The organism is Pedobacter sp. UYP30, from assembly GCF_040547165.1.
Taxonomy (GTDB): Bacteria; Bacteroidota; Bacteroidia; order Sphingobacteriales; family Sphingobacteriaceae; genus Pedobacter.
This window is the reverse complement of the sequence record NZ_JBEPPD010000035.1, coordinates 1-12,923: the sequence shown is the minus strand read 5'-3', so window position 1 is coordinate 12,923 and position 12,923 is coordinate 1. Positions and strand designations below refer to the sequence as shown.

Sequence of the window (12,923 nt, the reverse complement as noted above, 5' to 3'; positions counted from 1 at the left end):
AAAGAAATCGAAAAATAATTTTACCTGTTTTTAATCTTTTCTCTTTCTTGATTTACTTTCTCAATGTGCTCATAAAACCCCGGTATATTGAGAATCAAAACTCGGGTCAAATAAATTAATATTTACCTTTCTTTCTTGTCTCGAAAATACGTCTCACAAATCTATGTATCATGCATTTACATGCAGACGTTTTTATGAGTATTGGATATGCAAGGGTAAGCACCCAAGAATAAAACCTAGGTCTGCAGATGGGCCCTCTAAATAAAGCTGAGTGCGAGCTTATATTTAAAGAGGAAGTCTCTATTAAATTCAACGAAAGACCCGAGCTGGTCAAATTATTTGAGAGGCTTAGTGCAGCACCATAATCTATTTAATACAAAAAACCGAATAAATAAAGCGGAATCTTGTTCATAAATCCTATTTCAATGCCATCTGCTATAATAAAAGCATTTTTAATTTGATATCGACAAGCCCAAGGCTCCCAACGCTACTAGCCTTCGCTCATAAGACTTGCGCTAGAATTGGTTATTTGCTGTAGCCTAAAGCTGGTTTAATCGGTTTGGATTCAAATCAATTTTACCACAAAATGGTTTGAGCTCAAATCAATTGCAAGAAAATGTTTGTCTAAGAAAAGAAGACTTGGGCGGAGCAATAAATTAGTTAGATAATTGTTTCAATAATTTATTGGAAGATGCTTCAGATCCAATCAACTCGGCCAAAGTAATCTGGTCTAATACCTGATCTACCGAATATTGGATTTTTTTCCAGAGCGACCTTATGGAGCAATCTACAGAATTGGTGCACATGGTTACATTTCCATTATAATCACCACAAAATTCTTTACTAAACAGAGCGCCGCCCAAGTGCTTCAATACTGTATTTACATTTATTTCGGACGGCGATTTTGCCAAAACATATCCGCCAATATTTCCCGGAGTGCTATTGATAAACCCACCTTTGCGAAGAATTCTTGTAAGCTTTGCGGTGTAGGCATGAGATAATCCTTCGAGTTCGCTCAAAGCCTGGATACTCGTATTTTTTTCGTCATCGCTCCTTGCAACACGAAGCAATATTCGTAAACCGTATTCTTCTTGTGCCGTAATCTTCATGCGCGTCTCCTTATTCTACCACGATTTTATCATTAAACGGATTATAAAAACCCCAATTCTAATTGTGCAGCCTCACTCATCATCGTTCTATCCCAAGGCGGACTCCAAACCACTACCACATCTACATCTGACACCCCTTCAACCTGTCTCACTTTTTGTTCTACCTCTACCGGAATTTCTTGTGCAGAAGGGCAACTAGGTGCAGTTAATGTCATTGTAACCAGTACATTATTAAGCGGCTGAATGTTAATATTGTAAATCAATCCCAACTCATAAATACTTACGGGAATTTCTGGATCATAAATGGTTTGTAAACAATCAATTATTTTTTCTCTAAGTTCTTCTGCACCTATCATAATGTTGTTTTTTCTGTTTCGCTAAGCGATTTGTAAGCCAAGGCGTAATTTTTAATCTGTTTTATCATGGCTACCAACCCGTTAGATCTAGTTTGGGCCAAATGAGACATCATCCCGATTTCGTTGATAAAACCTAGTTTTGAAGCTAAAATTTCATCAGGTGTTTGTTCAGTCAAAACAGAAATAAGCATGCTTACCAAACCTTTTACAATAATTGCATCGCTATCTGCTTGATAGATTACCTTTCCGTCTTTAAAATCTGCAACCAACCAAACCGTAGATTGGCAACCTTTAATAATGTTTTCTCCTACCTTAAATTTTTCATCCAAAGGCGAGAGATTTTTCCCAAGTTCGATGATGTACTCGTATTTTTCTTCCCAGGTTTCTAGCCAAGAAAATGCTTCTACAATTTCTGCCTCTTTTTCTTTTATGGTTGTCGCACTCATTTTTACGTTAACATTTTGATGGCTTTTTCTAAGCCTAAAATCAATTTATCTACTTCACTTTTGGTGTTGTATATGGCGAAAGATGCCCGAACCGTACCAGGAATGCCAAAGCGTTTCATTAACGGTTGCGTACAATGATGCCCCGTTCTAAGTGCTATGCCCTGATTGTCTAACAAAACCCCAATATCTTGTGGGTGGATGTTATCTATCACAAAAGAAACGATACTAATTTTATTCTTTGCCTTCCCGATAATGAGCAAGCCCGGAATAGATTCTAACTGCTCTGTAGCGTAAGCAAGCAATTCTTCTTCGTGCGAACGAGAGAAATCTTTTCCATATTTTGATGTAAAATCTAAAGCGGCTTTTAAAGCAATGGTATCTGCAATATTTGGCGTTCCAGCTTCGTATTTGTAAGGCAGTTCATTAAAGGTTGTTTTCTCGAAAGTTACTTCTTTAATCATTTCGCCACCGCCCATAAATACTGGCATGCTTTCTAACAATTGCTTTTTGCCATAAAGCGCGCCGATACCAGTTGGCCCGTATACTTTATGTCCAGAAAAGGCAAAGAAATCGCAATCCATTTCTTGCACATCTATGTTTAAATGAACCGAAGACTGTGCACCATCTACCAAAACTAAAGCTCCAACTTTATGTGCTGCTTCTATTATTTCCTTAACGGGATTTATGGTGCCCAAACTATTTGACACATGCACGATGGATACCAGCTTTGTTTTTGGAGAAAGCATTTTTTGGTATTCGTCCATCAACAATTCTCCCTCATCGTTTATGGGGATAACTTTTAATTCAGCTCCTTTTTCCTCGCACAAAATCTGCCACGGCACAATGTTAGAATGATGCTCCATCGCCGAAATGATAATCTCATCGCCTTTGGTTACATGTTGTCTTCCCCAAGTGTAGGCAACCAAATTTATGCCTTCGGTTGTGCCTCGGGTAAAAATTATTTCTTCTAAATGGGCAGCGCCAATAAATTCCTGAACGCAAACTCGCGTAGCCTCATAGGCGGCGGTTGCTTCCTCGGCCAAAGTATGTATGCCGCGGTGGATGTTAGCGTTGTAATTGCTGTAATAATTTGTTATCGCATCTATAACAACCTGAGGTTTTTGCGCAGTTGCGGCATTATCTAGATAAACCAAAGGCTTGCCATGTACTTCTCTATAAAGAATGGGAAATTGTTTTTTTACCGCTTCTACATCAAAAGTTTTGGGGGCTGTGATTGTTTCTTCCATAATCAATTAGTTATTAGTCTTTGGGCAACCAAATTTTCTACATAAGTGCGCAATGCGGGCAATTTAACCTGCTCTAAAATATCGGCAGCAAAAGCCTGTAACAACATAGAAGTAGCAAGTGGTTTTGCGATACCCCTAGATCTTAGATAGAAAAGTGCTTCTTCATCTAATTGACCAATGGTGCAACCGTGAGAACATTTTACATCGTCGGCAAAAATTTCTAACTGAGGTTTGGTATTTATCGTTGCTTCGTTAGATAGTAGTATGTTTTTGTTTGATTGATACGCATTGGTTTTTTGTGCATCTGGTCTCACCATAATTTTTCCGCTAAAAATACCGGTAGATTGCTCATCCATAATGCCTTTATAGAACTCGTTGCTAAAGCAATTTGGTTCCATGTTGTCTACAAGTGTGTGGTTATCTACATGCGTTTTGCCTTTAAGCAAATACAAGCCGTACATGTGTCCTTCGTTGCCGGCAGTTTCCATTATAATGTGGGTATTGTTCCTAACCGTGCCGCCATCTAGCGTAAGCGTAAAAGTGTGGACATGGCTTTTACCAATTTGTCTAATGTGCGTGGTATTTACTTGGTTTGCCGTCGAAACGTCATGCTGGATTTTGTAATGTTCTAAAATGGCATTTGTATTCGCTACTATTTCCATCACCTCATTGGTAAAACTTTCTAAAAATCCCAAAGTAGTGTAACTTTCTACCACCTGTAATTTTGCATTTTCTGATACAAATAATAGGCTTCTAGGTTGCGATAGGGTATAGTTTTCTCTAGCGTTGGTAATGTGATAAAAATAAACGGGGCGTTCTACCATTTTGTTTTTTGGTACAAAAATAAATACACCCTCATTAATAAAAGACGTGTTGAGCGCCTGTAGCCCATCTTTAATAACCGAACTGCTTTTATTTAAGTGTTCCGCCACCAGTTCTTTATGTTCGCCTTTGGCGGCCTCATTTAAAGGAAGCACAACCAACTCGTCTGCAGTTGAGCGTATGGTTGAAAGTGCTGGTGAGAATTTCCCATTCAGAAAAACGAGTTCATTGGCTTGTTCAGAACCCGGCAACCTAATGGCATCAACATCGGCAATGCCGATGCTTGGGGCATGCTCATCGCCCAAAAATGTAAATTCTTGTTTAAAAAGACTTTTTACCTTGGTATATTTCCATTCCTCGTTTTTATAACTCGGCAGTCCAACCTGCTTAAAAGTTGTAAAGCCACTCTCGCGAATGGTGCTTAAGGAATCTTGCTTATTAGAAGCTTGTAATCGCGAAAATTTTGTTTCTAGATAATTTAAATCAATGTTCTCCATACTACTTTTAATGTTTTATGAGTCAACGCGAACTGAAGCCAAAGCAATTTCATCTTTTATAAAATCGTAGCCTTTTTCTTCTAATTCTAAAGCCAATTCTTTGCCGCCCGATTTTACAATGCGACCGTTTACGAGCACGTGAACGAAATCTGGCTGCAAATAATCCAACAAACGCTGATAGTGGGTGATAACGATTACGCCTCTTTCTGGCGTACGTAATTTGTTTACACCATTTGCCACAATGCGCAAAGCATCAATATCAAGACCCGAATCGGTTTCATCTAAAATGGCGAGTTTGGGTTCTAACATAGCCAGTTGAAAAATCTCGTTGCGTTTTTTTTCTCCTCCAGAAAAACCTTCGTTAATGGATCGGCTCAACAACGATTTGTCAATCTCTACCAAGGCTGTTTTCTCTTTCATTACCTTTAAAAATGAAACCGCATCTAAAGGCGCTTCGCCATTGTGTTTACGCTTTTCATTTACGGCAGCCTTCATAAAATTAGTTGTGCTTACTCCAGGTATTTCTACCGGATATTGAAAGGCCAAAAACAAACCTTTTCGCGCCCTAACTTCTGGCGATAATCCAAGAAGCTCTTCTCCATCAAACAGAACCGAACCATCTGTAACTTCATATTCTTCTCTGCCAGCCAGCACAGAAGCCAAAGTGCTTTTACCGCTGCCGTTTGGCCCCATAATGGCATGTACTTCGCCGGGCTTAACATCTAGGTTAATTCCTTTAAGTATTTCTTTGCCCTCTACCGAAGCGTGTATATTTTTTATTGATAATAACATTTATATTATTTTTTGTCTGATTAATTTATCCTACACTACCTTCTAAACTGATAGCGAGTAGTTTTTGCGCCTCTACGGCAAATTCCATGGGCAACTGATTCATCACTTCTTTAGCGAAACCGGTAACGATCATGGCTACCGCAGCTTCTGGATCTATTCCCCGCTGTTGGCAATAGAACATTTGGTCTTCGCCGATTTTAGAAGTAGTTGCTTCATGTTCTATAATGGCCGTCGGATTTTTAGATTCTATGTACGGAAATGTGTGTGCGCCACAGGTATCGCCAAGCAATAAAGAATCACATTGCGAGTAGTTTCTGGCGTTGGTTGCATTTTTAGATGCACGTACCAAACCTCTATAACTATTCTGACTTTTACCAGCAGAAATGCCTTTTGAAACAATCCTACTTTTGGTATTTTTACCTAAATGGATCATTTTTGTGCCTGTGTCTGCCTGTTGAAAATGGTTTGTTAAGGCCACCGAATAAAATTCCCCAATGGTATGGTCGCCTTTTAATATTACACTTGGATATTTCCAGGTGATGGATGAACCTGTTTCTACCTGAGTCCAAGATATTTTGGCGTAATCGCCAGCGCATATTCCTCGTTTGGTTACGAAATTATAAATGCCACCTTTTCCATTTTCATCTCCCGGATACCAATTTTGAACGGTAGAATATTTAATTTCTGCTTTTTCTGCAGCAACGAGTTCCACTACGGCGGCATGCAGTTGGTTTTCATCGCGCATTGGCGCAGTACAACCTTCTAAATAACTTACGTAAGCACCATCTTCGGCAACAATTAAGGTGCGTTCAAACTGGCCAGACCCTTCTGTATTAATCCTAAAATAAGTAGATAATTCCATAGGGCAACGCACCCCTTTCGGGATGAAACAGAAAGACCCATCGGTAAAAACAGCAGAGTTTAACGCAGCAAAATAATTATCTGCCGCAGGGACCACCGAGCCCATGTATTTTTTTACCAAATCTGGATGTTCTTGAATGGCTTCGCTAATGGAACAAAAAATTACCCCAATTTCCGATAGCTGCTTTTTAAACGAAGTTGCCACAGAAACACTATCCATTACAACATCTACAGCTACTCCAGTTAAACGTTTTTGTTCGCCTAAAGAAATGCCAAGTTTCTCGAACGTTTTGAGCAACTCGGGATCAACCTCGTCTAAACTATCTAATGTTGGCTTCTTTTTTGGTGCAGCGTAATAAATAATTTCTTGGTAATCTATTTTTGGATGATGTAAGTTGCCCCATTCTGGCTCTTCCATCTTTAACCAATGCCTATAGGCTTTCAGCCTCCATTCTAGCATCCACTCTGGTTCATTTTTTTTTGCGGAAATGATACGAACAACGTCTTCACTGAGACCTTTTGGGATGGTATCGGTGTCGATGTTGGTAACAAAGCCATATTTATACTCGCCCGCTACCGTATCTTCCAGCATTTTAATTTCTTCTTCCATATTTCAAAAACTATCAGGCCGAAATTGCCTTATCAAGGCGTAAAGGTACTGTTTTTTGTGTGTTTGTACAAAAAAGTACAAACAATAGGAGGTGGTTTTTGTCAAGCGAAAATCAAAGTTTAAACCCTCATGGATAGCGTTGCCAAATTAAGGCCGCAGTTGAAAGATTAAGGGGGTAGCAATCAGCAATAGAAAACACTTAGTACAGAAACTTTTCGAAGCCATCAATATAGCTGCTTCATCATGAACTCACTTTCGGGGTGTAACTGTAAACCGTATAACTGCAAATTAACTGTGCAGAATACTTTGCTATAAAGCTGCCAATAAAAATGGGGATAAAGAGCAAATATCCACCAGGAACTAGGCTACAGGTTAAAAATACCGAAGTTAACGGTGCGTGTATGGCAGCGCTTAAAACAGCTGCGGCACCAACTAACGCGAAGTTTAACACAACCAAGTTTGTGTTAAAATAATGGTTTAAAATGGCTGCAGTTAACATACCCAGTACGGCGCCAGAAATAATACTTGGTGCAAAAACACCTCCATCGCCACCGGCTCCTAAGGTAAGAGAAGCAACCACCGGTTTTAACAATATAATGGCGAGCAAAGTAACAACTAAAGCGACGCTCAACGTTTGGTGTTCTACGCTTCTCAATAATTCTGGTATGGCATGGTAGCTATCTCCATAAAGTTGCGGAAGGAAGAAAATAGAAAGGCCAACCAACACAGCGCCGATATTTACCCTGAGAAAATTATTTGTTATTTTAGAAAAGGCCGATTTTATTCCTATAACCAATTTTGTAAAATACACGGCCAGCCAGCCACACAAAATACCAAGGATAATGAAATATGGAATGGCATGGTTGGCCCAAGAAGTTACATTGAAACTGAAAAGTGTATCGCCTGAAATTAGTAGCAGCAAGGCCCAAGACATTAATGCTGCAGTAAAGCAACTAACCATTAACGTGACGGTTATTTTTCGTTTGGCTATTACTTCTACGGCGAATAAAAAACCAGCAATCGGACTTCCAAATAAGACTGCAATGCCCGCAGCTACGCCGGCACAAACCAATTCTGTTCTGTAAACGTTGGCTATTGCTGTTTTTCTTTGAGCCAAAGCGCCAACCGCTGCGGTAGCAACAACGGTAGAAACCTCTACCCCGGTAGAACCGCCAAAAATAACAGTTAGAAAGCCGTTAAAGTAATGCGATGGTATTTTATATGCAGGTAAGGAGTTTTTTCGATTGTCTAGTGTTTGGTAAATTTCCTTGATACCTTTGTTTTGTTTTCCGCTAAACACATATTTTCTCAAAAAATAGATAATCGTTATACCCACAGACGGCAGGATAATAAACAACAAAGGAATGGCGGATACCCTGTGCAAAATCAGTTCTTCGTATTTTCCAGTAATACTTTTTAAAGATGCGGCAAGTAGGGCAGACGCTAAACTTACTAAAATGGAGCTAATAAATAATTTTAAATAATTTACGCGGATAATCGTTTTTCGCATTTGAGCAAACTTAAAAGTAGTTTTTTGCAAAGATAAGTACAATTGCTAATATGCAAACAACCAATCGCAAAAGAGTGTTTTTAATCGCATGCCATTTTTGCATTCGAACGAGAAATTTGTGGTTTTGGTTAATAATCTTAGTTAAGATTTTGATAACGAGGTGTTTATTGCTAAATTTTTGCTCTTAATTTTTGTGAGAAAAAAAAGTAAATCCTGACAATGTTTAAAACATTGCCCGGATTTTGCTAAAACGTAAGCTTCGGCATCTAAACTTCTTTAGCTACCATGAAGTTTAAAACACTCTTAAAACAAGTTTGCCTCTTACATGTCCGTTTGCACTTTCGCGTAAGGCTTGTGCAGTTTCCTCTAAACTATACACGCCACTAACAGCCGGAATTACAGAGCCGTCTTGTATTAAAGCGGCAATTTCATCCAATTGACTCTTATTCGGCTTGCTCATAAATGCTTCTAAACGGATATTTTTTGCTTTCGCCTCCTGCTCAAATTGTGCACCTACTATGGATATAAGTCGGCCGCCTTCTTTTAAAACCAATAAAGATTTTTGTTGTGTTTCGCCGCCTATGGTATCAAAAACAAGATCAATTTCTTTTAAATCGTCTTCAAAGTTTTGTTTGGTATAGTCAATTACTTCATCTGCACCGAGCTTATTTACAAAACTTACATTATCAGTAGAACAAGTACCAATAACGTAAGCACCTTTGCTTTTAGCAAACTGTACTGCCAAAGAGCCAACACCGCCAGATGCCGCATGGATGAGCACTTTTTCTCCCTTTTTTAAATTTCCATATTGAAACAAACCTTGCCAAGCTGTTAAGCCAGCCAGCGGAACACTTGCCGCATCTGTAAAGGAAATATTTGTTGGTTTGTAGGAAACAATATGTTCTGGTACCACAATAAATTCTGCGTACGCACCATCTCTATCTAAGTCTGGCTTACAAAAAACTTCGTCGCCGGCCCGAAATGATTTAACACTTTTGCCAACTTCCTCTATCACACCGGCAAGGTCCCAACCTGGAGTTATTGGCAATTTAATAGGGAACTTATCGCTAGCTTTTCCTTCTATAATTTTCCAGTCTACTGGGTTAATTCCGGCTGCGTGCACTTTTATCAATATTTCTTTATCTTTTGGCTCTGGTCGAGGTATGTTTTCTAATTTTAATTTATCTACTGACCCATATTCGTTAAGACGTATCGCTCTCATCTCTTGCATTTTTGTAGAACATGTATTTGTTCCTAGTTAAAAAAACATAAAGTTGGTAGATAGGTTTTATCAAAATAGAAATAAGTTCTGGAATACGTCAGAAATCGACAGTCGATTTGCGAAATTAAATTGTGTCAAGGAAAAATATCGTAAAAGCAGGATTTAGAAGTCTGATTGTTTTAGCCAATCTTAACTCGGCTTTCTAAAAAAACAGTTCAATAAATAAATGTTGTTAAATTTGCCGAATTGCATTTGCACTTTAACTAAATTATTGTATTGAAATCAACTAATAATAATCCATCGAACGCTCAGACCTGCTGTTGCGATAACGAAGATAGCCATAGCCAGGATGATGGCCACAACCACGGTGGAGAAACCGAAGACTGGCTTGCCCATTGGCCTCTGCTTATCGCACTTGTTATTTTGGTGGTTACTCAAGTATTACATTTTGGTTTTTCGATAGAGTTTAGCGTTCCAATCAGTTTAATTGTTTTCGGCATAGCCTTACTATTGGCTGGCTATAATGTGTTTAATCTTGCCTGGCTAAAAGCCATTAGGTTTGATTTTTTTAATGAGTTTTTTTTGATGAGTGTTGCCACCATTGGTGCATTTGCAATCGGTTCTTTTAGCGAGGGCGTGGCGGTAATGGTTTTCTATTCCATTGGCGAGTGGTTTCAGGATATTGCTGTTGGAAATGCCAAAAAAAGCATCAAGGCATTGTTAGATGTTCGGCCAGATGTTGTGGAGGTGATGAGGGATGGGAAGTTATTTACTGTTTCTCCCACAGAAATAAACATTGGCGAGATTATCCATATCAAAGCAGGCGAAAAGGTGGCGTTAGACGGAGAAATGGTATCGGCGAAAGCCACATTTAATACCGCCGCACTTACCGGTGAAAGTAAGCCCGACGAGAAAGCCAAAGGCGATGCAGTTTATGCAGGCATGATAAATCTGCGCACCGTTGCAGAAATTAAGGTAACCTCCAATTTTAAAGACAGCAAGCTTAGTAAGATTTTGGAGATGGTGCAAGATGCTACTGCTCGAAAATCGCAAACGCAGCTTTTTATATCTCGTTTTGCAAAAGTATATACGCCCATTGTTTTTGCGCTTGCCGTGCTAGTTGTGCTTTTGCCCATGCTTTTCGTAAGTAATTATCATTTCCAAGAATGGTTTTATCGGAGCTTGGTGTTTTTGGTGATCAGTTGCCCATGTGCATTGGTAGTTTCTATCCCTTTAGGCTATTTCGGTGGAATTGGACTTGCCTCAAAACATGGTATTTTGTTTAAAGGCGGAAATTTTTTAGACGTCATGACGAAAATCGATACCGTGGTAATGGACAAAACCGGCACCTTGACCAAGGGTGTTTTCGACGTACAGAAAGTTCATGCCGAAAATATAGAGGAGCAAATGCTGTTGGAATACGCTGCGGCGATAGAAAGTAAATCTAACCATCCCATTGCTAAAGCCATAGAAACTTATGTAGGAAAATTGAAAGCAGATTTAGAAATTAAGGAAGTACATGAAATTGCTGGCTGTGGGTTAAAGGCGCTGATAAATGGAAAGGAAGTGCTGGCAGGAAACCTAAAATTACTAAAGAAATTTGAGGTTGGGTTTGATAAAGCGCTAGAAACTATTAAGGAAACAATTGTGGTAATGGCAATCGACAAGCAATATGTGGGTTACATTACCATTGCCGATGAACTTAAGGATGATGCAGAATTGGCAATTGAACGTTTGCACAAGCTTGGGCTAAAAACCGTGGTACTGAGTGGCGACAAGCAAGGCGTAGTTGATGAAGTTGCCCGCGTGCTGAACATTGATGAAGCTTATGGCGGTTTGCTTCCCGAAGACAAAGTGGCGCATTTGCAAACTTTAAAAGATCAAAACAGGCGCATTGCTTTTGTGGGCGATGGCATTAACGATGCACCCGTAATTGCGCTTGCAGACGCCGGAATTGCCATGGGTGGACTTGGTAGCGATGCCGCAATTGAGACAGCAGATATCGTCATCCAGAATGATCAACCGTCTAAAATTTGGATGGCCATTAAAATTAGCAAACTCACCCGAAACGTGGTTTGGCAAAACATTGCTTTGGCCATGGGCGTAAAAATTATTGTGCTAGCATTGGGCGCTGGCGGCATTGCTACCTTATGGGAAGCAGTTATTGCCGATGTTGGCGTTGCGCTGTTGGCGATATTGAATGCAGTAAGGATACAGAATAAGGAGATAGGTTGAGGCTGAGGCTAAGGTTGAGAATAAGACCGAGGCGCTTAAAATCCCCTCCTCTTTTCAAGGAGGAGTTGGGGCAATGTCATTAACTTAGAAAAAACCAACAAAATGTTTGTCATCCTGAGCCCGTCGAAGGATAATCATTTTATTAGTTTTCGATTTGTGGATGGTCTTCGACAACTTGTCCCGACCATTCGGGAGGCTCAGACTGACAGAAAAATTGCTTAAGTTAATGACATTGGGGGTTGGGGGGGTGGTTCTTAAAATGCAGTCGAAAAAAGTAGAATTATTTTGGCGCGTTTACAAGATTTTTTCCAATTAAAAAACCTTGTAAACCGGGCTTTTCGGGGCTTCGCTTCGCTGCGGTACCGCAAAAAAGCGGCACTGAACCCCTACAATCCCTCGCGCTTGCAAAACGCAAAGCGCCGCACATTGTCAGAATCAGGATTTGCTGGATTGTAGGATTTACAAGATGCAGGTTTTTGACTCCTGTTTTTGCACCACAATCCTATTCATCCTTTTAATTTGAAAATTCTAATTCAGATTGATTTTAAGCGCCACGACTTTCAACTCGTAACCTTCAACCTCATTGTCAGAATCAGGAAACAAATGATTGCCCTGTGGGTTCTCCACCGATATTGCCAACAAATGCTCCACTTTCACTAACAAAACAACAGTAAATCTTTGTTTAGATAAGTTGAAATTTTTAATCCTGATATTTTTGCGGATTCGGAAATTCGCTTTATCTTCACTTCAGGATGCGCAAGCTCAACATCACAAAGAGCGGGTTATAAAAACCAAAGATCATATATTGATGAAAATATTTAACCTAGTACCAATTAAAGTAAATGAATATATAATTAATAATAAGTACTTGGCCGAAAGCAGCCATGAATCTGATTATGAGTCTGGGTTTGATTTTATGTTCGACAAAGTTGATTCATTATACACATTGACTCTCGAATTTGATATCCGTTATACAGTTCGTGATGAGGGTGAAGAAATAATTGAGCTTTTAGAAGGCCCAAATAATTTTTTCGAGTTACTTACTTAGGCACTACAATAGATTTCCAACCAATATGTTGATGTTTTATCATTCTTTTAAATAGATTATCAAAGATTGTCTTTTTAAAAATAGACCTATTTAGGCGATAAAAATATTCGTCTAAATACTTTTGAAGATGATATTTATGCACATGAGTTTGGATGGTTCTTACGGCCG

Annotated in this window: 11 protein-coding genes and 1 pseudogene; 2 read left to right on the top strand and 10 right to left on the bottom strand. The window is 39.3% G+C overall.

What is annotated here, in order from left to right; all coding sequences use genetic code 11:
• Positions 1-656: 656 nt before the first annotated feature.
• The 9 genes from ABIB40_RS20085 to ABIB40_RS20045 form a co-directional block, all read right to left on the bottom strand.
• Entirely contained in the window at positions 657-1,109 is a 453-nt protein-coding gene (locus tag ABIB40_RS20085) for an RrF2 family transcriptional regulator (protein ID WP_354361630.1), read from the bottom strand.
• Between the two features lie 41 nt (positions 1,110-1,150).
• On the bottom strand, positions 1,151-1,465 hold the full coding sequence (locus ABIB40_RS20080) for an iron-sulfur cluster assembly protein (protein WP_354361628.1): 315 nt from the start codon (positions 1,463-1,465) through the stop codon (positions 1,151-1,153).
• Entirely contained in the window at positions 1,462-1,911 is a 450-nt protein-coding gene (locus tag ABIB40_RS20075) for a SufE family protein (protein WP_354361626.1), read from the bottom strand. Before ABIB40_RS20075 ends, ABIB40_RS20080 begins: the two co-directional genes overlap by 4 nt.
• Positions 1,912-1,913: 2 nt before the next feature.
• A complete protein-coding gene (locus ABIB40_RS20070) occupies positions 1,914-3,158 on the bottom strand; it encodes a SufS family cysteine desulfurase (protein WP_354361624.1) in 1,245 nt (414 codons plus the stop codon).
• A 2-nt stretch (positions 3,159-3,160) separates the two neighbouring features.
• Entirely contained in the window at positions 3,161-4,477 is a 1,317-nt protein-coding gene (sufD, locus tag ABIB40_RS20065) for a Fe-S cluster assembly protein SufD (RefSeq protein ID WP_354361621.1), read from the bottom strand.
• Between the two features lie 15 nt (positions 4,478-4,492).
• Positions 4,493-5,269 carry a Fe-S cluster assembly ATPase SufC gene (sufC, locus tag ABIB40_RS20060; RefSeq protein ID WP_354361619.1) on the bottom strand — a complete coding sequence of 259 codons (777 nt, stop codon included), beginning with the start codon at positions 5,267-5,269 and terminating at the stop codon, positions 4,493-4,495.
• A gap of 25 nt (positions 5,270-5,294) precedes the next feature.
• Entirely contained in the window at positions 5,295-6,740 is a 1,446-nt protein-coding gene (gene sufB, locus ABIB40_RS20055; RefSeq protein ID WP_354361617.1) for a Fe-S cluster assembly protein SufB, read from the bottom strand.
• A 241-nt stretch (positions 6,741-6,981) separates the two neighbouring features.
• Positions 6,982-8,250: a chloride channel protein gene (locus ABIB40_RS20050; RefSeq protein WP_354361615.1), complete on the bottom strand. Its 1,269-nt coding sequence runs from the start codon at positions 8,248-8,250 to the stop codon at positions 6,982-6,984.
• Between the two features lie 292 nt (positions 8,251-8,542).
• Complete coding sequence (locus tag ABIB40_RS20045) at positions 8,543-9,472, bottom strand: NADP-dependent oxidoreductase (RefSeq protein WP_354361613.1); 930 nt, start codon at positions 9,470-9,472, stop codon at positions 8,543-8,545.
• 276 nt (positions 9,473-9,748) lie between these two features.
• On the opposite strand from ABIB40_RS20045, the gene ABIB40_RS20040 reads away from it, so the two are divergent.
• Both ABIB40_RS20040 and ABIB40_RS20035 read left to right on the top strand, forming a co-directional pair.
• A complete protein-coding gene (locus tag ABIB40_RS20040; RefSeq protein WP_354361611.1) occupies positions 9,749-11,707 on the top strand; it encodes a heavy metal translocating P-type ATPase in 1,959 nt (652 codons plus the stop codon).
• 808 nt (positions 11,708-12,515) lie between these two features.
• Positions 12,516-12,755, top strand: a complete 240-nt coding sequence (locus ABIB40_RS20035) for a hypothetical protein (RefSeq protein ID WP_354361609.1) — start codon at positions 12,516-12,518, stop codon at positions 12,753-12,755.
• Here ABIB40_RS20035 and ABIB40_RS20735 read toward each other — a convergent pair.
• Positions 12,748-12,923, bottom strand: a pseudogene (locus tag ABIB40_RS20735) (IS1595 family transposase); the annotation flags it as partial. The gene ABIB40_RS20035 and the pseudogene ABIB40_RS20735 sit on opposite strands and share 8 nt — an antisense overlap.

What these genes read in the sequence shown, in the direction of transcription:
- ABIB40_RS20050 (WP_354361615.1), bottom strand. Translation starts at nt 8,250, where the DNA reads ATGCGAAAAACGATTATCCGCGTAAATTATTTAAAATTATTTATTAGC.
- ABIB40_RS20070 (WP_354361624.1), bottom strand. Translation starts at nt 3,158, where the DNA reads ATGGAAGAAACAATCACAGCCCCCAAAACTTTTGATGTAGAAGCGGTA.
- sufD (WP_354361621.1), bottom strand. Translation starts at nt 4,477, where the DNA reads ATGGAGAACATTGATTTAAATTATCTAGAAACAAAATTTTCGCGATTA.
- sufB (WP_354361617.1), bottom strand. Translation starts at nt 6,740, where the DNA reads ATGGAAGAAGAAATTAAAATGCTGGAAGATACGGTAGCGGGCGAGTAT.
- ABIB40_RS20085 (WP_354361630.1), bottom strand. Translation starts at nt 1,109, where the DNA reads ATGAAGATTACGGCACAAGAAGAATACGGTTTACGAATATTGCTTCGT.
- ABIB40_RS20075 (WP_354361626.1), bottom strand. Translation starts at nt 1,911, where the DNA reads ATGAGTGCGACAACCATAAAAGAAAAAGAGGCAGAAATTGTAGAAGCA.
- ABIB40_RS20080 (WP_354361628.1), bottom strand. Translation starts at nt 1,465, where the DNA reads ATGATAGGTGCAGAAGAACTTAGAGAAAAAATAATTGATTGTTTACAA.
- sufC (WP_354361619.1), bottom strand. Translation starts at nt 5,269, where the DNA reads ATGTTATTATCAATAAAAAATATACACGCTTCGGTAGAGGGCAAAGAA.
- ABIB40_RS20045 (WP_354361613.1), bottom strand. Translation starts at nt 9,472, where the DNA reads ATGAGAGCGATACGTCTTAACGAATATGGGTCAGTAGATAAATTAAAA.
- ABIB40_RS20035 (WP_354361609.1), top strand. Translation starts at nt 12,516, where the DNA reads ATGAAAATATTTAACCTAGTACCAATTAAAGTAAATGAATATATAATT.